This window comes from Vibrio sp. LB10LO1 (genome assembly GCF_010092875.1).
GTDB lineage: Bacteria > Pseudomonadota > Gammaproteobacteria > Enterobacterales > Vibrionaceae > Vibrio > Vibrio campbellii.
In genome coordinates, this window is record NZ_JAADJW010000010.1 from 147982 (window position 1) to 171465 (window position 23484).

Here is a 23484-nt window from a genome sequence, read left to right on the forward strand (position 1 = left end):
TATCCTTGTCCGATTCCCTTTTTTTATATTTTTGAAACCGCTTGTTATCGAAACGTAACAATGATTGGTCTGCAAAATCTGGGCACTAGAGTGCAAAAGATTATTCTGCCTGTCAAATTTTCTAAATAGAAATATCAAAGAACAAAAATATACTTTAAAAACAATAATTTAAAAATTTACATTTAAATTATTCGATGAAGTTCTAAACTACAAACTTGATTTTTCGTAATTTAGTGATTCGTAAATAACAAATACAAAACACCTGCAAATTACAAAAACAAAGACAAAAACAGAACATATGACTATAAGAATGGCATTTTTGAAGCTTTATATTTTTCGCCTAATGAAATTATTTTCATTTAGTTGGAGTTCAATATTTTTTTGTGAACAAGATCTACATTCCGCACAAAAGCATTCCATTTTGTGAACTACTGTCGAACCAGTGATGTGTGCTACTATGCGCCTCCAACGTACTTGAGGCCCGTATGCTAACCAGTAACATCCAAAAATCGATTCGAACCAGTTATCAGAACTTGCAAGCTCAACTGGATAACTTTGTTCCGAGACGAGCACAAAACTACCTCGTCGCTGAGATCGCAAAAACGCTATGCGGGCAATACCACAAATCAAATCGAATGCTGGTAGCCGAGGCAGGGACTGGCATCGGTAAGTCACTCTCCTATTTAATGGCGGCGATTCCTGTCGCGGTTTACAACAACCGCAAAGTAGTGATTTCAACTGCGACAGTGGCCTTGCAAGAGCAATTGGTGAATAAAGACCTCCCTCTTTTCCGCCGAATTACGGATCGAGAGTTTTCTTTTATTCTTGCTAAAGGGCGTCAACGCTATTGCTGCGCAGAAAAGCTTGCTACAGCCAGTGGTGTAGATGGTGGCCAGCTAGCGATGTTTGAGACCAAGCCTAAGAAAAAAGACATCGAACTCCTAGAGACCATGTATCGTTCTCTTGCTCAAGGTAAGTGGGATGGCGACCGTGACTCTTGGCCAAAACCAATAGATGACCGTCTATGGCAGCTTATTGTGAGTGATAAGCACAGCTGCAATAACAGCTTACCAGCCCATCGCAACTGCCCTTTTCAGAAAGCTCGCTCAGAGTTAGACAAGAATGATGTCATCATTGCGAACCATTCTTTAGTGATGGCTGATGCTGATTTAGGCGGTGGCGTGATTCTCCCTGAACCTGAAAACACGATTTATGTGTTTGACGAGGCCCACCACCTACCCCATGTCGCTCGCGACCATGCATCCGCCTCTGCGAGTTTGAAAGGTGCAGCGGCTTGGTTGGAAAAGCTTAATCAATCGACCAGTAAGTTTTCATCTCTAGCAGACGAGAAACGTGTTGCGCGTTTTCGCAATGATTTGCAGGAATCGGTGCAAGAGCTCATCCCGGCACTGAGCCAACTAACCAAACAGTTCGATCCTGCACAGTTTGAAGAAAACATTTATCGCTTTGAACATGGTGAGCTGCCAGAGTGGTTAGAAAACCAATCTAAAGACCTCAAACAACTGAGTAAAAAAGCAAACCAAAGTGTTGCGAAGATCGCCGATCTTATTGCTGAAAGAGTTAAAGATGGCGAACTTTCATCAAGGTTGGCAGAACCAGCACTCGCTGAATTGGGTTTTTACATTCAGCGCCTGGAAAACCTTGCACAGGTGTGGAATCTGATGGCAGAGCCTACCCGTGACAAAGGTGCCCCTTTGGCCCGATGGCTGGAAAAACACCCAGACCGAGAAGGTGATTACATTGTTAGTGTTTCTCCACTAGAGATTGGCTGGCAACTCGATCAACAAATCTGGAGCCGCTGTATTGGTGCAGTCCTCGTATCTGCGACAATGCGAGCTCTGAACTCGTTCAACTATTTCTGTCATCAAGTTGGTGTCGATGCAAAACCTGAGTCTGGCACTCAGTTTTTAGCATTGGCTTCTCCGTTCGACTATCAAAACCAAGCCGAGCTTTTGATTCCAGCAATGAGGTACGAGCCTCAAGCGCCGCAATTTACCGAATATCTTATTGAGATTTTGCCTAAGTATTTAGAAGACAACAAAGCAAACTTAGTATTATTCTCCTCTTATTGGCAAATGAACCAAGTGGCGGATGCGTTAAGTTCAGACTTCATAAAACGAGGCTGGGCACTACAAGTTCAAGGCGAAAGTTCACGTGCAGAAATTCTAAAAAAACATAAAAAACTCGTAGATCAGCAGAAAACTAGCATTCTTTTCGGTACAGGAAGCTTCTCAGAAGGCCTTGATTTACCGGGTGAACTACTAGAAAACCTCATCATCACTAAGATTCCATTTGGAGTCCCTACTTCGCCGGTAGAACAGGCTCACTCGGAATACATAGAGAAGAAAGGAGGAAACCCATTTATGCAGATCACCGTTCCCGATGCGAGCAAAAAGCTGATTCAAAGTGTCGGTCGTTTACTGCGCAAAGAACGCGATTCTGGTAGAGTGACCATCCTTGATAGACGTTTAGTAACAAAACGCTACGGGCAAGCTTTAATTGACTCGCTTCCGCCGTTTAAACGCAAGATCGAATATTAGAAGAATAACTATTTATGGAAATGATTGAGCCAACCATGCTGTTGGTCTTGGCGCTAGTCGCTTTTGTTGCTGGATTTATTGATGCTGTAGCCGGTGGCGGAGGCATGCTTACTGTCCCCGCTTTGCTATCGTTAGGACTTCCGCCACATATTGCATTAGGAACCAACAAACTAGCTGCATCTTTTGCTTCTTCCACTGCCGCCTTTACTTATTATAGAAAGCGCTTGTTCAAACCACAGTGCTGGGGAAGAGCGTTTGTAGCAACCCTCATTGGCGCGACATTAGGAACGCTGTTTGTTGATGCTATTAGTACAGAATGGTTAGAGAAGGTTTTACCTCTTATTATTCTTGCGGCCGCCATGTACACCGTATTCCACAAAACACCGCAATCAACACATCAGAGCCCAACACCAGAGCCGTGCCCTATGTTAAATAAAAAACAGTATGCACAGGGGTTTACGATTGGCTTTTATGATGGTCTAGCAGGCCCTGGTACCGGTGCTTTTTGGACAGTAAGCTCGATGGCACTTTATCGATTGAACATCTTGCTTGCGTCAGGCCTAGCAAAAGCAATGAACTTCACCAGCAACTTTACTTCTCTCATCACTTTTGCTGTTTTAGGTCATATCAACTGGGTGCTAGGCTTAACCATGGGAGTCTGTTTAATGGCTGGCGCTTTTGTTGGCGCACATTCCGCTATTCGGTTTGGCTCCAAATTCATTCGCCCAGTGTTTGTCACTGTGGTCAGTGTGTTGGCGATAAAACTTGCCTATGACGCGTGGTTTGTGGGATTAACATGAACATTAAACAGCTTTCTGAAAACTTAGAACAGATGTCTAACCAAGCAGCGGCGCTTGATCGCCAACGCGGCGAGCATCATGTTCCACTCTTTGATGAGCGCTTGTTTCATTGCCGTTCTCGTTTGCTTACGCCATGTGTTAAAGAGGCAAATGCAACACTGGATGCTATCATCCGCGAGCAAAATGAAGGAAAGCTCACAGCCCTTCGAGCTGAGTACTTAACAGAGCGTCTGGTGGCACAAATCACCGCGATTCAACGTGAAATTTCCACGACTAAGATTCGTAAAGGTGAAATCAAGCACAGCAGCCACTTCCGAAAACCCATCAATGTGATGTACCAGGAATTGGCACAGCATCAAGAGTGGGCTCGCCGTTTACGCGAAATGGTATTAGAGAAGCAAAGAGCGGTCGAAATGGCACCAAGCTTTGCTAGAGCAGAGGCTCAGAAAGTCTTGCTCGCCACCGAACAACGACTAGAACGTTGCGAAGCAGCCCTGCTTAAATTAGAGAACCAAATTACTCATAGGGAAAAGAACCAGTAATGTCAGAACAGCCAAAATCTCCTCTCGACGACGCGCCAGCAGAGATCAAACTCGCGGTTGATTTAATTTACCTGCTCGAAACCAACGAGATAGATCCTGAGACTGCACTCAAAGCGCTAAAGATCGTGCAAAATGATCTGGAAAACAAACTTAAAGCACAGTAGCAACTTGCTATTTGGCCTTGTCTCACTAGTCTCCCCCCCCCCTTGCATGAGAACCATTTGCACCTTCCCGTTGCAATGGTAACATCATACGCAAACACGCCCCTTGAGAAGGATAAAAAATGAAAGTAATTAGCTTTAACATCAATGGACTTCGTGCGCGTCTGCATCAACTCCAAGCGCTTATCGACAAACACCAACCAGACGTGATTGGTCTTCAAGAAATCAAGGTACACGATGAAGCATTCCCTATCGAAGATGTCGAGGCGATGGGCTACAAAGTTTACTTTCACGGTCAAAAAGCCCACTACGGTGTGGCAATGCTATGCAAACAAGAACCGATCAGCGTTCAAAAAGGTTTCCCAACCGATAATGAAGAACATCAAAAGCGCATGATCATGGCGACGTTTGAAGATGAGAATGGTGAGAAGGTAACAGTTCTAAATGGTTACTTCCCTCAAGGTGACAATATCGCTCACGAAATCAAATACCCATATAAGCGTCAGTTTTACAAGGACTTGATGACTTACCTGAACGATCACCACACTAACGATGAACAACTGATCGTCATGGGAGACATTAACATCAGCCCAATTGATTCAGATATCGGCATTGGCGAACCAAACCGTAAGCGTTGGTTGAAGACAGGGAAATGCTCATTCCAACCGGAAGAGCGTGAATGGTTGAAAACCTTGTTAGACTGGGGCTTCGAAGATACTTTCCGTAACCTGCACCCAGAAGTCAATGACCGTTTCTCATGGTTTGATTATCGCTCTCGCGGTTTCGATGATAATAGAGGCCTGCGTATCGACGTTATTCTGGCGACACCATCGCTGGCGAAAAAGTGTGTTGAATCAGATATCGATTATGAACTACGTGGTATTGAAAAGCCTTCTGACCACGCCCCGATCTGGTCTACTTTCCAATAGCGAAATCACTTTCCAAAAAACCAAAAGAGCGCCAATCGGCGCTCTTTTTCTTTTCATTCACTATTTTGCTGGTGACGATTTAGCTTAACGGCCTTAGGTATGCCAAGAAGCGTTTCTCTGCCATTTTAAAACACCACAAGATAATGAAGGTCAATGCCATATAGAACAGCCCCGCTGTTAGGAATGACTCAAATGGTGCGTAGTATCGAGAGTTCACCAAACGAGCAGCCCCTGTCAGATCCATAATGGTAATAATACCCGCGACCGCACTGCCATGAAGCATGAAGATGACTTCATTGGAGTAAGCTGGCAATGCACGACGCAAAGCACTTGGCAAAATAATGCGGCGATATGTCATAAACTTGCTCATGCCGTATGCTTTTGCGGCTTCAACTTCGCCCTTTGGCAAACCATTGATCGCGCCGCGAATGATTTCCGCCGTGTAAGCCGAAGTATTAAGAACGAAAGCCACCAAGGCACAGAACCAAGCGTGCTCCCAAAGTGTGTCTTTCACTGGGAAGAATTGGTCCATACCGTAATAGATAAGGTAAAGCTGCACAAGCAATGGAGTCCCACGGAAAAAGTAAATAAATGCCCATGACGGCAAACTTAATGCGTAATTCGTGCTGTTACGCGCGATAGCTAAGGGAATTGATACACATAGACCAATCACCAGCGCTAACGCAACAAGCCATACTGTCGTCCACAATCCATCAAGATAGACCGGGAAGCTTTCAATTATCAATGAAAAATCCATGGCTTACCTCGCGTGAATACTGAATTTACGTTCCACCAGCTTAAGCAAACCGGTCGAAACGCTGGTAAAGAACAAAAAGATGATCGCGACAGCCATATAGAAGGTGAACGGCATCTTGGTTGTACCTGCTGCCAATGAGCTCATGCGAACCATGTCTTCCAAACCGATGATGGAAACCAATGCCGTCGTTTTCAGTAGAACCAACCAGTTGTTACCAAAGCCAGGTAAGGCATGTCGAATCATTTGAGGTAATAAGATTCTGCGAAACGACATTACCGGACTCATGCCATAAGCTTTTGCCGCCTCTAATTCGCCTTTGTCTACGGCCATGATCGCACCACGGAACGTCTCAGCCATGTAAGCACCAAAGATAAATCCAATGGTCAGCACGCCTGCAATAAAAGGGCTGACGTCAATATAATCAGGCAAGTAAGAAGTCCACTCATGGTTAGGGTCACTTGCAGTAAACCACTCGTTGAGTGTCTCATTGATCGAATAAAGACTGTTGTTTAATAGAATTTGACCACCGAAGAAGATCAGCATCATCAAAACAAGGTCTGGAATGCCACGAATAATGGTGGTGTAAAGTGTCGCTATGGCTCTCGCCCACTTGTAAGGCGCCAGTTTTGCTAACGCACCAAGCATACCGAGAATCATGGCTAAAAGAAGTGAAAGTACAGCGACTTCTATGGTTACTAGAGCCCCTTTTAAGATCGAGGCTTCATATCCTTGTAGATCCAGCATAGGTGAGTTCCTAATCCCTAAACTCAAAAGATCGACCGTTAGCTACTTCTAGGAACAAGCCAACGGTCGCTTAGTTACAGCTTACTCGCCGTAAACATCGTAGTTGAAGTATTTACCTGCGATTTCTTGGTAAACACCTTTTTCACGTAGTGACAAGATAGCCGCATCTAGCTTCTTAGTTAGGTCTTTGTCTTGCTTACGAACGGCAATACCAAAGCCATCACCGAACCATTTAGGATCCGTTAGAGAAGGACCAACAAATTCGTACGCTTCACCGCCAGCTTTGTTTAGTACACCTTCTTCTAGTGCCGAAGCATCACCAAGTACTGCTGCAACACGACCGTTTGCAAGGTCTAGGTAGGCTTCGTCGAACGATCCGTAACGAACGATATCTACTTTATCGCCATAGTTATCTGTCAGGTATTTATCGTGAGTGGTTGCACGTTGAACGGCAATCTTTTGACCATCGAGGTTGTCAAAATCTAGATTTGCACCCTTCTTCGCAATAAATTTGTTTGGAATCAGAGCATATTTACCTGTGAAGTCCACTTTCTTCTTGCGCTCTTCAGTGATCGACATTGCAGCGATGATCGCATCATATTTGCGAGCGAGTAGAGAAGGAATGATGCCATCCCAGTCTTGAGCAACAATCTTACACTTCACTTTCATCTCTTCACAAAGTGCGTTCGCCATATCCACGTCGAAGCCTTTTAAAGAGCCATCCGTTTCTGTCCAGCTAAACGGAGGGTAAGCGCCTTCAATACCAAAGCGAACGGTTTTCCATTCTTTCGCTTGGGCGACACCAGACACTGCTGTTGCAGCAAGCGTTGCTGCTAATAACCACTTTTTCATTTCCATACTCCTGTGATTGCTTTTATTTGGTTTTGATTGTTGTGCTTAATAGGTGGCAAAAGACTGCCACCCAAGAAATATTAGTAGATAGATGAGATAAATTGCTGTAATCGTTCCGAATCTGGGTTTGTAAATAGCTTAGCTGGATCTCCCTGTTCTTCCACTAAGCCTTGATGTAAAAACATCACATGGTTAGATACGTCACGTGCAAATGCCATTTCATGGGTAACAACCAACATCGTTCGCCCTTCATCTGCCAAATCTCGCATTACTCCTAACACCTCACCAACCAACTCAGGGTCGAGTGCAGAGGTTGGCTCATCGAACAGCATCACTTCTGGATCGACAGCAAGAGCGCGAGCAATAGCCGCCCGTTGCTGCTGACCACCTGAAAGGTGTCCTGGGTAGTAGTCTTTTCGCTCGTACAGCCCTACTTTTTTCAGAAGCAGCTCTGCATTTTCAATCGCTTGTGCTTTAGGTACGCCAAGTACATGCACCGGCGCTTCAATCACATTTTCTAGAACCGTTAAGTGTGACCAAAGGTTAAAGCCCTGAAACACCATGGCTAAGCGTGAACGAATACGTTGAACTTGTTTCTCATTGGCTGGAACGGACTCTCCTGCTCGGTTATTTTTCATCTGGATAAGCTCGCCGTTTACCCAAATCTCACCAGCAGTAGGCGTTTCAAGAAGGTTAATACATCTTAGGAAGGTACTCTTACCGGAACCGGAAGAGCCAATGATGGAGATAACATCGCCTTTATGAGCGGCAAGTGAAATGCCTTTAAGGACTTCATTCTGTCCAAATGTTTTGTGCAGGTCTTTTATATCTAGCGCTGGTACATCATTCATTGCGCCTTACTCCCTGTGTTTAGTCACTGCAATAAGGGACTCCGCCCTCTTTGAATTGGAACAAACTATCACCACCAACTGCAAGTTGCAACAAATTATTAACCTAAATAATTCGAATAGATAGATACAACAATCAAATGAATATGCAATATTTAGCTAAATATTCTTTAAATGTTGAATAATTGACATAAAAAAGCCCCTCAAGGGAGGGGCTAAATAAGATACAAAACTGTTAATTAGTTCTCTCTAAAAGCAAAGTCTTAGTTTGAGCGACTCGATTCGCCATATCGCGAACTTGCTTTTCATTCATAACAATACCAAGCACATCTTCTTTAGTGTCTGTACCATTACCATTAGCGAAAGCAGTCAGGAAGTCTGCAGCTTGTACGTCACCTTCATCTTCAGTGAAAACATAGCTTTGTGTTATCTGGGAACTATTAGAGATCACAAGATCATCTTCAGCACCTGCTGGTACACTTGAGTAGTCTAAGTCTGGTACAACAATACTGCGTTCGATTAGAGAGTAAACAGAATGTCTTACCACATAAGGTGTAGAGCCTACCGTTGTGCCTTGTTGGTAACTAACACGTTGTAAACCATTTTCGTTACCTAAGCCGATACTGTCAGATAGATCAACAACACTATTCGATACTCCTGGTTTTACGTTCTGAGTGTTGTTTACTGCAAACAGTGAAGCATCGTCGACTACAACACTAAAGTTGTCAGAAACTTTGTCTGTATACGCGGCTTCCCATCCCAGAGTCGAAATTGTACCGTCAACGCTGAATGTCCACACATCACCTTTTAAAGCATCAGGGTGATAAAAAGCATTTGCTTTAGGGACTTCTGCCAAACGATATGCGAAGCCCTTGTAAATAGCATCAATATCAATCGTTGAGAATTTAATTCCCGATGCACTCACCATCGGAGTAGAAGGTGTATTGGCAAATACCATACGACCATCCGTCCAATCTTCAAAGCCATATTGGTACAGTGATGCACGAGAATCGGTTCGATACTGAGCAATCATCGTTCTTTCTGTGCTTACTGCTGGCAATACTTCACCCTTAGTAAAGCGAGACTCATTTGCCGTAACAGTTTCTAGCTGAGAATCAAAGTAGAAAGTGGAATAAGGTTGGCCTTCTGCATCTTCAGCAACTTTATAATCAAGGGCTGTCTTGTTAACAATTGAGTCGTTGTTGCCCGTTAAACAAGTCGTGTTACTTACATTCGCATCAACTGATAAATAAACATTTCTCAGTGAAGAATCTGCCTCTAACAAGTCTTTAGAGAATGTAATTGCGTTAATAATAGTGCCATTCACTTCTTGCACCGTTACGCTGCCACCATCAGGAATCGACTGAAGAATGATCGTCAATTTGTCGTTGCTTGCAGTGACTAAGTCACCTTCACGGTTACCTGCAGCATCTGAGTAATATGCGGTTAACTGTGAATCAAGCACTCCACCCAAACGGTGGTAGTTCAATACTTGCTCTTCATTGTTCGAGTCAAAGCGGTCATAGATCGTACATGAGCCATTACTTGCCAACGCTTGAGTTTTTGCTGCAACGAAGGTGAAGTTAAAAGGAGTTTGAGGTGCACCACCACCGCCACCGCCGCCGCCACCGCAACCGACCATTAATCCCGAAATAATTGCCACTAGCGGCAGTACTTTAAGCTGTTTCATGTCTTCTTCCTAAACTGAGCGGCAATGATTAGCCAAAAAATCGTCTCTGCTCGGTATTAAGCAAGAATGAAGCCAGCTTTTTGTTCCATCTATGAATGGCATCAATAAGTTCAATTGAGCATTATTTCTGCAAAACAAAGTCTAATTTTATGCAACTTGTGTAATCGAATTACACACTAAATCACCAGCTTGTTCGCATGCCAGACACTTTCTGTAGTTTTCTTTCACATCTATTCTTAAAGTGATCTAAATCAATCACCCCAAAGGGCTATCTTGTTAGACTCCGCGTCAATGATGAGGAATTTTTTGTGCCTCAACACAACGAGTTATTAGCTATGCTTAGGCACGTAGTATTCGTGTGACAAAATCTAATAATAGCTAGCATAGGAAGTGCCGCAGGAAGCGGAAAACACACAATTTAATTTAGAATTCATAACTTTTAAATATATGAGGAATCTATGTCAGACGCAGTGAATAAAGCGCACTCTGATTCGGATATTGAGACAAAAAGCTACCGCGAGCTTCACCGTCCATCATCTGAGTTCGCAAGCCGTTCAGACTACCTAGACCACGAACTACAAATCATGAAGCCACGTCGCTTTGGCTTGAACTTGCCAGGCCGTGACTTCCGCTTTGAGCTTGAAGACCTTGTTCCAGCACTTGCTGGTACTATCGGTATTATCGCGATGTACTCTGCGGTAATGATGTCTTGGGCTGAAGGTCTTACTGCAGCATGGGACCACGTAAACTTAGGCAAAGATTTTGCAATCGAAGTTGCACGTGTAGAAATGCTTATCCCTGCACTCCTTTTCTGTGTACTTGCTTCTGGTTTTATTAACCCTAAAGCCAACCTTGCAGGTAACCACGGTCCAATGATCCCTCTTATTGGTACCATCGCTCTTGCTGGTGCTCACCCTCTTGCATTGGCAATTCTAATCGGTGTATTTGGTCTTCTACTTAGTGCCTTGAAAGGTGGCTCCAAGCTAGTAAACCTCACCTCAGAAGGTACAGCCGGCGGCTTGCTTATTTTCTTGGGCTTAACGGGTACTATGAGCCAAATCACTTCGATTCAAGAATGGGCGGTTGGTCTACAATCTTCTACTGTTGAAGCGGGCAGCATGGGTTATGTTGGTCTGATCGTACTAGCAGTGACTATCGCGCTGTACGCATTCCTTGCAAAAGTGAACAAGCGTTGGCTAGCAATCCCAGTGTGTGCTTTCACTGGCCTTGCAATCGCTTTAGTACTAGGCGCAGGTTTCGACATTAAATTCGTTACTGAAACAGGTCTTCCTAACCTAAACCCAGTTTACTGGTGGGGCAGCACTGAAGAAGGTTGGATGCTAGGTCTTCCTAATATGGAACACTTCATCGCATCACTACCGTTTGCAATCCTTGCTGTAGCGATGTGGTCTCCTGACTTCCTAGGTCACCGTATCTTCCAAGAACTGAACTACCCTAAAAAGACTGAAAAAGTACTGATGGACGTTGATGACACAATGACAATGTGTTCTATCCGCCAAATGGTAGGTACAGCAGTAGGTGGTGGTAACATCACTTCATCTTGGGGTACTTACATGATCCCAGCAGCGATCGCGAAACGCCCTATCCCTGGCGGTGCTATCCTTCTTGGTCTTCTAGTAATGATCATCGCAATCCTTGGTTTCCCAATGGATATCGCGGTATGGCCACCAGTAATGCGTGTTGCTCTTCTTGTAGGTGTATCTCTACCTCTACTTGAAGCAGGTATGCAAATGGTGAAAGACTCAAAAGATTCTCAAGCAGCAGGTATCTGTATCTTTGGTTCAGCAGTTGTTAACCCAGTTCTTGCTTGGGCACTGACTATGCTTCTAGACAACAACGGTCTAATTGGTGATAAAGAGCGCGCAGCTCGCCTGTCATTTGTAGACAAGATTGTGATCCCTGTAGGTGTACTTGTTATCTGTTTGGTCGCTATGCTTGCAGTAGGTATGCTAGAAGGACAATATGGCATTAAAGCTTGGCTATAATGACATTCGTTCAAAAATTGTGTGGGTAGCGCTTGTCGCTACCCAATTTTTATCGAGATTTTTTAGTATTTATTGATTTAGTTTAAGGTTTGCAGAATTTTTTTAGTGTAGCCTTGAATTGTGGTTGGGAAGAACCCACATTGTTAGCAGTGACAATATTTATAGTTTTATGACCCACATTTTCTTATTTAAGACTATACATATTGTTATTCATTAAGAGTGTACTGTTCTCCATCTAACAGTGGAGATAGCTGGCTCAACGGCGAACCAGTACGTATTTTTTTCTACTACAAAGGTAGGTATGTCATGGCAGAGCAATTTGCTAAAGCTTGGGAAGGTTTTGCTGCAGGCGACTGGCAAAACGAAGTAAACGTTCGTGATTTCATTCAGAAGAACTACACTCCGTACGAAGGCGACGAATCTTTCCTAGTTTCTGAAGGTACTGAAGCGACTAACAAGCTTTGGGCTAAGGTAATGGAAGGTATCAAACAAGAGAACGCGACTCACGCTCCTGTTGATTTCGATACTTCAGTTATCTCTACCATCACTGCTCACGATGCAGGCTACATCGAAAAAGACCTAGAAACTATCGTAGGTCTACAAACTGAAGCTCCGCTTAAGCGTGCAATCATCCCTAACGGTGGTATCCGTATGGTTGAAGGTTCTTGCAAAGCTTACGATCGCGAGCTTGATCCACAAGTTAAGAAAATCTTCACAGAATACCGTAAAACGCACAACGCTGGCGTATTCGATATCTACACTCCAGATATCCTAGCATGTCGTAAATCAGGCGTTCTAACTGGTCTTCCAGATGCTTACGGCCGTGGTCGTATCATCGGTGACTACCGTCGTGTTGCTCTATACGGTATCGACCGTCTAATGAAAGACAAGCTAGCTCAATTCAAGTCTCTACAAGAGCGTTTTGAGAACGGTGAAGATCTACAAATGACTATGCAGCTTCGCGAAGAGATCGCTGAGCAGCACCGTGCACTTGGCCAAATGAAAGTTATGGCTGAGAAATACGGCTGTGACATCTCTCGTCCAGCTGAAACTGCACAAGAAGCAATCCAATGGACTTACTTCGGTTACCTAGCAGCTGTTAAATCTCAAAACGGCGCAGCTATGTCTCTAGGTCGTACTTCTACTTTCCTAGATATCTACATCGAGCGTGATATCGCTGAAGGTAAGATCACTGAAGTTGACGCACAGGAAATGATCGACCACTTCGTAATGAAACTACGTATGGTTCGTTTCCTACGTACTCCTGAGTACGATGACCTATTCTCTGGCGACCCAATCTGGGCAACAGAGTCTATGGGTGGTATGGGTCTTGACGGTCGTACGCTAGTTACGCGTTCAAACTTCCGTTTCCTAAACTCTCTATACACAATGGGTCCTTCTCCAGAGCCAAACATCACTGTTCTTTGGTCTGAGCAACTACCTGAAGGCTTCAAGAAGTTCTGTGCGAAAGTATCTATCGATACTTCATCAATCCAGTACGAGAACGATGACCTAATGCGTCCAGACTTCGAGTCTGATGACTACGCAATCGCATGTTGTGTATCTCCAATGATCATTGGTAAACACATGCAGTTCTTCGGCGCTCGCGCTAACCTAGCTAAGACTCTTCTATACGTTATCAACGGCGGTGTGGATGAGAAACTGAAGATCCAAGTTGGTCCTCAAATGCCTAAGATCGCTGACGAAGTTCTAGACTTCGACGATGTATGGGGCAAACTAGACCACTTCATGGATTGGCTAGCTAAGCAATACGTGACTGCACTAAACAGCATCCACTTCATGCACGACAAGTACAGCTACGAAGCTGCACTAATGGCTCTACATGACCGTGACGTTCGTCGTACTATGGCTTGTGGTATCGCTGGTCTATCTGTTGCAGCTGACTCACTATCTGCAATCAAATACGCGCAAGTTAAACCAGTTCGTGACGAAGATGGCGTAGCAATCGACTTCGAAATCGAAGGCGACTACCCTAAATTCGGTAACAACGATGCTCGCGTAGATGACATCGCTTGTGAACTTGTTGAAGTATTCATGAACAAGATTCGTCAGCTTAAGACTTACCGTGACGCAATCCCTACTCAGTCTATCCTAACTATCACTTCAAACGTGGTATACGGTAAGAAGACTGGTAACACGCCTGACGGTCGTCGCGCAGGTGCTCCTTTCGCACCAGGTGCTAACCCAATGCACGGCCGTGACGAAAAAGGTGCTGTAGCGTCTCTAACGTCTGTAGGTAAACTACCGTTTGCTCACGCTAAAGATGGTATCTCTTACACGTTCTCTATCGTACCTAACGCTCTAGGTAAAGATGAAGGTTCACAACGCGCTAACCTAGCTGGTCTAATGGATGGTTACTTCCACCACGAGTCTGGCATTGAAGGCGGTCAACACCTTAACGTGAACGTACTTAACCGCGAAACTCTAGAAGACGCTGTTAAGCACCCAGAGAAATACCCTCAGCTAACAATCCGTGTATCTGGTTACGCTGTACGCTTCAACTCTCTAACTGCAGAGCAACAAGCTGACGTAATCGCACGTACATTCACTGAGTCTCTATAAGATCAGCTGAATTAGCACTCTGAGTGATAGAACAAAGGCCGATGCTGTAAAGCATCGGCCTTTTTTTGTTTCTTGAACTAAAGTTGTGACATTGCGAAAGATTTTGTCTGTGATCTTCCGTATGATGCGCAAAAAGCTTGCAAACATAATATATGAAACTTAGTAAATTAATCGTCCTTGCTCTGCTGTCTCCAGCAGCTATTGCATCCACCAAGTCCACAGTCTCTTTCACTTTAGATAACGATGGTATCTTCGGCGTCGACCAAGATTACACCAACGGTATTTTCCTTTCTTACGCGACAGAAAAACTGCGTGAAGACGCAGAGTGGAATTGGTTCACACTTAATGACAACAGCCAAAGTAACGTAGACAAGATTGAAATCGTACTTGGTCACAAGATGTACACACCAAGTGACATTGAAGCCGACTACCCTCTTGTTAACGATCGTCCTTACGCAGGCTATCTTCATACCGAAATCAACTATATCTCACTGACTGCAGATAAAGCCGTTCGCTATAACTTCACTATCGGTGCAACAGGTGAAAGCTCGTTGTCAGAGAAAGCACAGGAAATCGTACACGGCATTACTGGCTCAACCGACCCGCAAGGTTGGGAATACCAGATTGATGATGAAATCGCATTCAGCGTAGGTTACCGCGCATTCAATAAGTTGATGCGCAGCGAAGGTGAAAGCACACAGTGGGAAATCACCAATGTAAACGACATTAATGCGGGTAACTTCCGTAGTGATGTTTCACAAGGTGTAATGTTCCGTTGGGGTACAAACCTAGCAAACAGCATCGGTGCGGCAAACATCAGTGTTGAAAGCCCATTCCACGCAAGTATGCTGGCTAAAAGTACCTCTAGCTGGTTCTTGTTTACCGGATTCGAAGGTCGTTACCGCTTTAATGACATCACCATCGAAGGCGATCGCTCTGGTCTTCCTGAGCCATCGGATCAATACGATGTTACGCTACAAAACTGGCAAGCGAGTGCCGTCGCAGGTGCCACTTGGTACAACCAAAACTACGGCGCGAGTTTAACCTTTACCGTCAAAACACCAGACTATAAAGAAGCTCAAACCGACGTTTACGGTACTGGTTCCTTCTCTTTATTCGCCTTCTTCTAAAGAAAAGCCCTTATACGGCGTGTGAGTTTTCATTCGCCGTTTTCTTTGCTCATTATCTCGCCAACGAAAGTCCTGTTAGACTGTTTTAACCCTTCAATTTGTAATAAAATAACGGGCAGAATTTATTAAAAATGAGAGCAAAAGATGTCAACAACTGGTCGTATTCACTCGTTTGAGTCATGTGGTACCGTAGACGGACCTGGTATTCGTTTTATCGTCTTCTTGCAAGGTTGCTTAATGCGCTGTAAGTATTGCCATAACCGCGATACATGGGACACGCATGATGGCAAAGAAGTGACGGTTGAAGAGATTATTGCAGAAGCAAAAACCTACCGTCACTTCATGAATGCATCAGGTGGTGGCATTACGTGTTCTGGTGGCGAAGCAATGCTTCAGCCGGAATTTGTACGTGACTTCTTCCGCGCTGCTCAAGCTGAAGGCATTCATACCTGCCTAGATACTAACGGTTACATCCGTAAACACACTGATGTTATCGACGAAGTATTGGATGCGACAGACCTTGTCATGCTTGACCTTAAACACATGAAAGACGAGATCCACCAAGAGTTCATCGGTGTGTCTAACCGTCGTGTTTTAGACTTTGCTCGTTACCTACATAAGATTGGTCAAAAGACTTGGATTCGTTATGTTGTAGTCCCTGGCTACACTGACGAGCCAGAAGCAGCGCACATGCTGGGTGAGTTCATCAAAGATATGGACAACATCGAAAAGGTAGAGCTTCTGCCATACCACAAACTTGGTGCACACAAATGGGAAGCACTTGGTGTTGAATATCCGCTTGATGGCGTCAACCCACCATCAAAAGAAACAATGGATGAAATCCAGTCAATTCTTTCCCAATACCACTCAAATGTGAAATACTAAGCGCATTAGGTTATTGAATAGATTAAAAATACCAGCAGCTTGCTGGTATTTTTTTACCTATACGTTGGTGTATGTGTTGTACAAACTAGTCGAACAAACTGATCGGCCTTGTGCCCTATCCAACTCATACTAGACGTATTAGGAATACTAAGTAGTAAGTAAAGCTCACAGGAATAGCGTTGGAATAACACATGGATTGGTTTAATTTCGTTTCGGTCATCATTGTTTGCTGGGTCGCGGTCGTTTATTGCCTTCCCGATTGGAGAAAAGTGGTTTGGCCTAAAATGGAGCAAGAAAAGCCATTCCAACATTTGGTCTTCGCAACACTCTTCTTACTAAGCATTCTGTGGTCTGCCCAGGCCGGTGTGAAAGAAGGGTTACAAATTCACTTTCTTGCGTTGACTACACTAACCATGATGTACGGTTGGCGAATGGCGTTTCTTCTCTGTATCCCTGCCATGATCGTCAATCACTTGATCCACGGCGTACCGCTGTTAATGTTACCAAGCGCATTGGTGCTTTCTGCTCTGTTTCCAATTCTTATCAGCTATCTGATTTTTTTGCTAAGTTATCAGTATCTGCCGCGCAATATCTTCGTTTTCATTTTTGTAGCGGGATTCTTCAATGGTGCGCTCACTGGTAGCCTCCATTTACTCGTTAACTCTTTTTACCACCTCTCTATCGGTCATTACGACTGGCAAACCATCCAACACAACTACTTTGTTTTTGTTCCATTGCTTGCCTTCCCTGAAGGGCTCCTAAACGGAATGTCACTGGCTGTGTTGACGGTTTTCAAACCAGAATGGCTACGAGTCTTCTCAGACCGAGATTATATATACAACCATTACCATAAATAAGCTGTCATCGCCCGTTAACACAGCGTTTTTAAACTGGCTAAATTCAATAATTCTTGCCATTTTTCATATTAAATATGTGTTGAGATCATGTTTCACCTTCGTCCGAAACGTTAACCTAAGCACATTAAAAATGTATTAGATTATTTAGTGAGGTCATCATGGAAATGTCAAACGCTCAACGTTTGATCCTATCAAACCAGTACAACCTAATGTCTCAACTTGACCCTAGCAATGCGGCAAAATACAAGCGTCTACAAACCATTGTAGAACGTGGTTACGAGCTGCAAATGCGCGAGTTGAACAAAGATTTTGGCTGCATCACTGAAACGGAATGTCGTGAAATCATCGACATTATGGAGATGTACCATGCGATGCAAGAATCAAACAAAATGCTGGATGATGAAGAGCGCGGCAAAGTGGACCAACGTCGTCTTCAGTTCCTTGGCTTTGATATCGCAACGGAAGCGCAGCAAGTGCATTACGTACGCTTCCTAGTGGATTCAGAAGGTCTTTACCCTCAATTTGACAAAGCGGACCATCACTTCAATAGCCAAATGCCAATGCTAGACAAATACCGTCGCATGTTAAAAACTTGGCGCAACTGCCCTCGTCAATACCACTTGTGTGCAAACGAACTGGCGCAAATCTTTAGTGCATAATCCAGCAAGTATCTGAAAAGGAGAGCAAAGGCTCTCCTTTTTCTTTTCCCCTGTCACAATTCAGCCTCATTCGTTAAGCACGCTTAAGTCTTTCATTCTCTGTAACTTGCACACAAATCACTAATCTCAGTGATTCAAAGCCACATATCTGATTTCAATCGCTCCTATTCACAGCTCAAATTGTTAATTCTCTAAACAGTGATTCAAATGTCACTTTTGCAATAAATTCATAATTGTTAAGCAAAATTGGAAATCCCCGACTAGGCTTAAATTGAGAAAGGGAGTGATTGAAAGGAACTTATCCATCGTTCTTCGTTGCAGTGAAAAAGTGTCCATAAAGCAAAGTCTTTGGTCTTGTCTAGCTTGCCTTCAGTACAAACCAAACGTGATAACAGGACGTATAACTTCATACAACGAAGGGCATATCAAGGTTGGGTAAGCCTGCGTCAACGTTCGTCGGTAGACTGACTAGTTAAAGGGGAAAGCGACATGAGTATTTTCGACCACTATCAATCAAGATATGAAGCTGCAAAAGATGAAGAGATGTCGTTACAGGATTTCTTAGCCCTGTGTAAAGACGACAAAAGCGCCTACGCTAACGCTGCAGAACGCCTACTTATGGCTATCGGAGAGCCAGAAGTCATTGATACTGCTCAAGATCCAAGACTGAGCCGTATATTCTCAAACCGTGTCATTTCGCGTTATGAAACCTTCAAAGATTTCTATGGCATGGAAGACGCAATCGAGCAGATTGTTTCTTACCTCAAGCATGCCGCACAAGGTTTGGAAGAACGCAAACAAATCCTATACCTACTCGGCCCTGTTGGTGGTGGTAAGTCATCACTTGCCGAAAAGCTAAAAGCCCTAATGGAAAAAATGCCCGTTTATGTGCTTAGCGCAAACGGCGAACGAAGCCCAGTTAACGATCACCCATTCTGTTTGTTCAATCCAACAGAAGATGGTGAGATTCTCAAGAAAGAGTATGGCATCGAGCATCGTTACCTACGTTCTATCATGTCACCATGGGCGGCAAAACGTCTTCATGAATTTGGCGGTGATATCACCAAATTTAAAGTACTGAAAGTTCGCCCTTCTATCCTCGACCAAGTGGCTATTGCGAAAACCGAACCAGGTGATGAAAACAACCAAGACATTTCGTCCCTAGTTGGTAAGGTCGATATTCGTCAGTTAGAGCATTACTCACAAGATGACCCAGATGCCTACAGCTACTCTGGCGCGCTATGTAAAGCGAACCAAGGCTTAATGGAATTCGTTGAGATGTTCAAAGCGCCAATCAAGGTGCTACACCCACTCTTGACTGCAACTCAGGAAGGCAACTTCAACGGGACAGAGGGTCTATCAGCGATTCCATTCGACGGTATGATTTTAGCGCACTCAAATGAATCTGAGTGGCAAACCTTCCGTAATAACAAGAACAACGAAGCGTTCTTGGACCGTGTATACATCGTGAAAGTACCTTACTGTCTACGAGTGTCGGAAGAAGTGAAGATCTACCAGAAACTGCTTGAAAACAGTGAGCTATCTAAAGCACCTTGCTCACCAAGCACACTCGAAACTCTGGCTCAATTCAGTATTCTTTCGCGACTTAAAGAGCCTGAAAACTCGTCCATTTTCTCGAAGATGCGCGTGTATGACGGTGAAACACTGAAAGACACCGATCCTAAAGCGAAGAGCTACCAAGAGTACCGAGATTACGCTGGCGTTGATGAAGGCATGAATGGCCTATCAACCCGTTTCGCATTCAAGATCTTGTCTCGCGTATTCAACTTCGACCAAACAGAAGTGGCTGCAAACCCAGTGCACTTGTTCTACGTGATTGAACAGCAAGTAGAACGCGAACAGTTTCCTTCCGAGATGGCAGAGAAGTATCTTGAATTCTTGAAAGGCTATCTAGTGCCTCGTTATGTCGAGTTCATTGGTAAAGAAGTTCAAACTGCATACCTAGAGTCTTACTCTGAGTACGGCCAGAATATCTTCGACCGTTACGTCACCTATGCAGACTTCTGGATCCAAGACCAAGAATATCGCGACCCAGAAACAGGCCAACTGTTCGACCGCGCTTCTCTAAATGCTGAACTAGAGAAGATCGAGAAAACAGCGGGCATCTCTAACCCGAAAGATTTCCGAAACGAAATCGTCAACTTTGTGCTTCGTGCGAAAGCCAATAACAATGGTCAAAACCCAGTTTGGACCAGCTACGAAAAACTGCGCACGGTAATCGAGAAGAAAATGTTCTCCAATACCGAAGAACTGCTTCCGGTTATCTCTTTCAATGCGAAAACCTCTTCTGAAGATCAGAAGAAACACGACGACTTTGTCGCTCGCATGATGGAAAAAGGCTATACCGAGAAACAGGTTCGCCTACTTTCTGAGTGGTACCTACGAGTACGTAAGTCATCCTAACCAGTTTGAGTTAGGTCGCTTGTGAAACATGAAGAGGGCTATTTCATGGCGCAATTTATAGACCGAAGGCTCAATGGCAAGAACAAGAGCGCTGTTAATCGACAGCGCTTCTTGAAGCGCCATAAAGAGCAGATTAAAGAGTCGGTAGCTGACGCAGTGAATCGACGCTCGATCACGAACACGGAAACGGGCGAAGACGTCGCAATACCGCACAAAGATATTAACGAACCTATGTTTCATCAGGGTAAAGGGGGCGTGCGCGACCGCGTGCATCCTGGTAACGACCAATTTATCACTGGTGACAAAATCGAACGCCCGAAAGGCGGTGGCCAAGGCGGCGGTGCTGGTGAAGGCAATGCCAGCCCTGACGGTGAAGGCCAAGACGAGTTCGTTTTCCAAATTTCAAAAGACGAATACCTCGACATCTTATTTGAAGATTTAGAGTTACCAAATCTTGAGAAGAACCAAATTGCCAAAATCACAGAATGGAAAACCCACCGTGCGGGTTACCAAACCGCGGGTATTCCATCCAATATTGCCGTTGTTCGCTCGCTACAACAATCTCTAGCGCGACGCACGGCAATGACGGCAGGTAAGAAGCGCCTTCTTAATGAACTAGAAGATGAGCTTACTCGCATCAAAAACATCGAGCCCGCTCAACAGCTTGAAGAAAATCGTCTGAAGAAGGAAATTGAGGATCTGCGCAAGAAAATCGAAAGCGTACCCTTTATTGATACCTTCGACTTACGTTTCAAGAACTACGAGAAGCGCCCAGTGCCTTCAAGCCAAGCGGTCATGTTTTGTCTGATGGACGTATCTGGTTCTATGGACCAAGCCACCAAAGACATTGCAAAACGCTTCTATGTACTGCTTTATCTGTTCTTAACGCGCACCTACGAGAATGTGGAAGTGGTCTTCATTCGTCACCATACCCAAGCGAAAGAAGTGGATGAACATGAGTTCTTCTATTCGCAAGAAACGGGTGGCACGATTGTTTCGAGCGCACTCAAACTGATGAATGAGATCGTTCAAGACCGCTACCCTGTTGGCCAGTGGAACATCTACGCGGCTCAAGCATCCGATGGCGATAACTGGGCAGACGATTCACCTCGCTGTCGTGACCTACTCGTCAATAAGTTACTGCCAAATTGTCAGTACTATTCATACATCGAGATCACTAGACGTTCCCATCAAACGCTGTGGCATGAGTATGAGAAGCTTTCCGAAGCCTTTCCAAACTTCGCCATGAAAAACATCCGCTCTGTGGAGGATATCTTCCCAGTCTTCCGTGAACTATTCCAAAAAGAAAATGCGTAAGGAGGCTAGCGATGAATACCGCAACGACAAACCTTTCGGGGGAAACCTCGAAGAAACGCAGAGAAAATATGCTGCCAGATGGTCCAGATTGGACGTTTGAATTGCTGGAGCGTTACCACAAAGAAATCAAGCGTGTGGCGGAGCATTATCGTCTCGACACCTACCCTAACCAAATTGAGGTCATTACCTCAGAGCAAATGATGGATGCTTACTCAAGCATCGGTATGCCCATCAACTACAACCACTGGTCGTTTGGTAAAAAATTCATCCAAACGGAGCAGAACTATAAGCACGGCCAAATGGGGTTGGCTTACGAAATCGTGATCAACTCTAACCCATGTATCGCTTACCTGATGGAAGAGAACACCATCACCATGCAAGCACTAGTTATTGCTCACGCGTGCTATGGGCACAATTCGTTCTTCAAAGGGAACTATCTGTTCCAAACGTGGACTGATGCCAGCTCTATCATTGATTATCTCCTGTTCGCGAAGAACTACATTGCAGAATGTGAGGAGCGCTACGGCGTGCACGAAGTCGAACAACTACTCGACTCTTGCCATGCCCTAATGAACTTCGGTGTAGACCGTTACAAGCGACCTGAGAAGATTTCCATCAATGAAGAGAAAGCTCGTCAGGAAGAGCGTGAAGCTTATCTGCAATCGCAAGTGAACGAACTATGGCGAACCGTTCCACAATCGAAAACCAAAGAAGAAGACATCAAAGTTCGCTTCCCGAGCGAACCACAAGAGAACCTGCTCTACTTCTTTGAAAAACACGCGCCACTGCTTGAACCTTGGCAGCGCGAGATTGTGCGTATCGTGCGTAAGGTAAGCCAATACTTCTATCCTCAAAAACAAACTCAGGTCATGAATGAAGGCTGGGCAACCTTCTGGCACTACACAATCCTTAATCACCTTTACGATGAAGGTTTAGTGTCTGAGAAATTCATTCTCGAGTTTCTGCACAGTCACACAAGCGTGGTTGCACAACCACCTTACAACAGCCCTTACTTTAGCGGCATTAACCCGTATGCGCTTGGATTCGCGATGTTCCGTGATATCAAACGTATCTGTGAAGAACCAACAGACGAGGACAAAGAGTGGTTTCCTGAGCTTGCAGGTACCGACTGGCTGGAAGCGGTTCACTTTGCCATGCATAACTTCAAAGACGAGAGCTTTATTAGCCAATACTTGTCACCGAAGCTCATGCGTGATTTCAAGTTGTTTGCCATCAATGACGATGATCGTAAAAACTTCATCGAAGTTGCCGCTATTCATGATGAGATGGGGTACCGACGCATTCGTGAGACGCTGGCTGCGCAATATAATTTGGCGAACTTAGAGCCAAATATTCAGGTGTTTAACGTGGATGTCCGCGGTGACCGCTCTCTAACGCTTCAGTATGTTCCTCACAATCGTATTCCTCTGGATAACAGTTATGAAGAGGTACTTAAGCATGTGTATCGCTTGTGGGGCTTCGATGTGATTTTAGAAGAAGTGAAAGACACCGGACACAGAGAAATTCTCTCAACCTGTCCGAAACGCAACCAGTACGACACCAATATCTAACCGATACAGCTTCTAGTCTATTGTAGATACAAAAAGGCTCCTCAATGAGGCTGTCTCTTGATCACAAGTCTAGTGATCAAGAGACATTGCGAGTTCGTAGCCCTCAAGGATGGTTTGTAGTTTAAACCATCCTTCCCAAAGCACCTTTATTGAAGCTCTACCCGTCCT

At 44.5% G+C, this 23484-nt stretch carries 19 protein-coding genes; 14 read left to right on the top strand and 5 right to left on the bottom strand.

All coding sequences use genetic code 11. The annotated features are described in order from the left end of the window. Positions 1-485 precede the first annotated feature (485 nt). The 5 genes from dinG to xthA all read left to right on the top strand — a co-directional run bounded on the left by dinG (position 486) and on the right by xthA (position 4993). On the top strand, positions 486-2561 hold the full coding sequence (gene dinG / locus GXP65_RS09745; protein ID WP_045397681.1) for an ATP-dependent DNA helicase DinG: 2076 nt from the start codon (positions 486-488) through the stop codon (positions 2559-2561). Between the two features lie 14 nt (positions 2562-2575). Continuing rightward, entirely contained in the window at positions 2576-3361 is a 786-nt protein-coding gene (locus tag GXP65_RS09750; protein WP_038889197.1) for a TSUP family transporter, read from the top strand. Further along, positions 3358-3903, top strand: coding sequence for a primosomal replication protein (locus GXP65_RS09755; RefSeq protein ID WP_162092677.1), 546 nt, complete (start codon positions 3358-3360; stop codon positions 3901-3903). The genes GXP65_RS09750 and GXP65_RS09755 overlap by 4 nt, the downstream gene beginning before the upstream one ends. After that, complete coding sequence (gene rsmS, locus GXP65_RS09760; RefSeq protein WP_005431885.1) at positions 3903-4067, top strand: pleiotropic regulatory protein RsmS; 165 nt, start codon at positions 3903-3905, stop codon at positions 4065-4067. The genes GXP65_RS09755 and rsmS overlap by 1 nt, the downstream gene beginning before the upstream one ends. Positions 4068-4186: 119 nt before the next feature. Further along, positions 4187-4993, top strand: a complete 807-nt coding sequence (gene xthA / locus GXP65_RS09765) for an exodeoxyribonuclease III (RefSeq protein ID WP_122019097.1) — start codon at positions 4187-4189, stop codon at positions 4991-4993. 79 nt (positions 4994-5072) lie between these two features. Here the strand turns inward: xthA and GXP65_RS09770 are convergent, their stop codons facing one another. From GXP65_RS09770 to GXP65_RS09790, 5 genes are all read right to left on the bottom strand, one after another. Then, complete coding sequence (locus GXP65_RS09770; protein ID WP_050913620.1) at positions 5073-5750, bottom strand: ABC transporter permease; 678 nt, start codon at positions 5748-5750, stop codon at positions 5073-5075. Between the two features lie 3 nt (positions 5751-5753). After that, on the bottom strand, positions 5754-6494 hold the full coding sequence (locus GXP65_RS09775; RefSeq protein ID WP_045377857.1) for an ABC transporter permease: 741 nt from the start codon (positions 6492-6494) through the stop codon (positions 5754-5756). 81 nt (positions 6495-6575) lie between these two features. Beyond that, positions 6576-7346 carry an ABC transporter substrate-binding protein gene (locus tag GXP65_RS09780; protein WP_162092678.1) on the bottom strand — a complete coding sequence of 257 codons (771 nt, stop codon included), beginning with the start codon at positions 7344-7346 and terminating at the stop codon, positions 6576-6578. 80 nt (positions 7347-7426) lie between these two features. Next, positions 7427-8197 carry an ABC transporter ATP-binding protein gene (locus tag GXP65_RS09785; RefSeq protein ID WP_005446708.1) on the bottom strand — a complete coding sequence of 257 codons (771 nt, stop codon included), beginning with the start codon at positions 8195-8197 and terminating at the stop codon, positions 7427-7429. A 232-nt stretch (positions 8198-8429) separates the two neighbouring features. Continuing rightward, positions 8430-9884, bottom strand: a complete 1455-nt coding sequence (locus GXP65_RS09790; protein WP_162092679.1) for a flagellar sheath protein A — start codon at positions 9882-9884, stop codon at positions 8430-8432. Positions 9885-10342: 458 nt separating this feature from the next. Here GXP65_RS09790 and GXP65_RS09795 point away from each other — a divergent pair, with 458 nt between their 5' ends. From GXP65_RS09795 to GXP65_RS09835, 9 genes are all read left to right on the top strand, one after another. Next, positions 10343-11890 carry a DUF3360 family protein gene (locus GXP65_RS09795; RefSeq protein ID WP_038892562.1) on the top strand — a complete coding sequence of 516 codons (1548 nt, stop codon included), beginning with the start codon at positions 10343-10345 and terminating at the stop codon, positions 11888-11890. Positions 11891-12196: 306 nt separating this feature from the next. Further along, the gene (gene pflB / locus GXP65_RS09800; protein WP_162092680.1) at positions 12197-14473 is read left to right on the top strand and encodes a formate C-acetyltransferase; all 2277 of its coding nucleotides are present in this window, start codon (positions 12197-12199) and stop codon (positions 14471-14473) included. Positions 14474-14625: 152 nt separating this feature from the next. Beyond that, positions 14626-15603, top strand: coding sequence for a lipid A deacylase LpxR family protein (locus GXP65_RS09805; RefSeq protein WP_162092681.1), 978 nt, complete (start codon positions 14626-14628; stop codon positions 15601-15603). 144 nt (positions 15604-15747) lie between these two features. Next, positions 15748-16488 (top strand): pyruvate formate lyase 1-activating protein, encoded by a 741-nt coding sequence (gene pflA, locus GXP65_RS09810; protein WP_005431703.1) that lies wholly within the window; start codon positions 15748-15750, stop codon positions 16486-16488. Between the two features lie 191 nt (positions 16489-16679). Further along, complete coding sequence (locus GXP65_RS09815; protein ID WP_162092682.1) at positions 16680-17345, top strand: energy-coupling factor ABC transporter permease; 666 nt, start codon at positions 16680-16682, stop codon at positions 17343-17345. 158 nt (positions 17346-17503) lie between these two features. Beyond that, positions 17504-18004, top strand: a complete 501-nt coding sequence (locus GXP65_RS09820; RefSeq protein WP_005534010.1) for a YfbU family protein — start codon at positions 17504-17506, stop codon at positions 18002-18004. A 489-nt stretch (positions 18005-18493) separates the two neighbouring features. Beyond that, the gene (locus GXP65_RS09825; RefSeq protein ID WP_005431706.1) at positions 18494-20428 is read left to right on the top strand and encodes a PrkA family serine protein kinase; all 1935 of its coding nucleotides are present in this window, start codon (positions 18494-18496) and stop codon (positions 20426-20428) included. Between the two features lie 45 nt (positions 20429-20473). Then, on the top strand, positions 20474-21745 hold the full coding sequence (locus GXP65_RS09830) for a YeaH/YhbH family protein (protein WP_038891573.1): 1272 nt from the start codon (positions 20474-20476) through the stop codon (positions 21743-21745). An 11-nt stretch (positions 21746-21756) separates the two neighbouring features. Next, positions 21757-23316: a SpoVR family protein gene (locus GXP65_RS09835; protein WP_162092683.1), complete on the top strand. Its 1560-nt coding sequence runs from the start codon at positions 21757-21759 to the stop codon at positions 23314-23316. Positions 23317-23484: the final 168 nt, after the last annotated feature.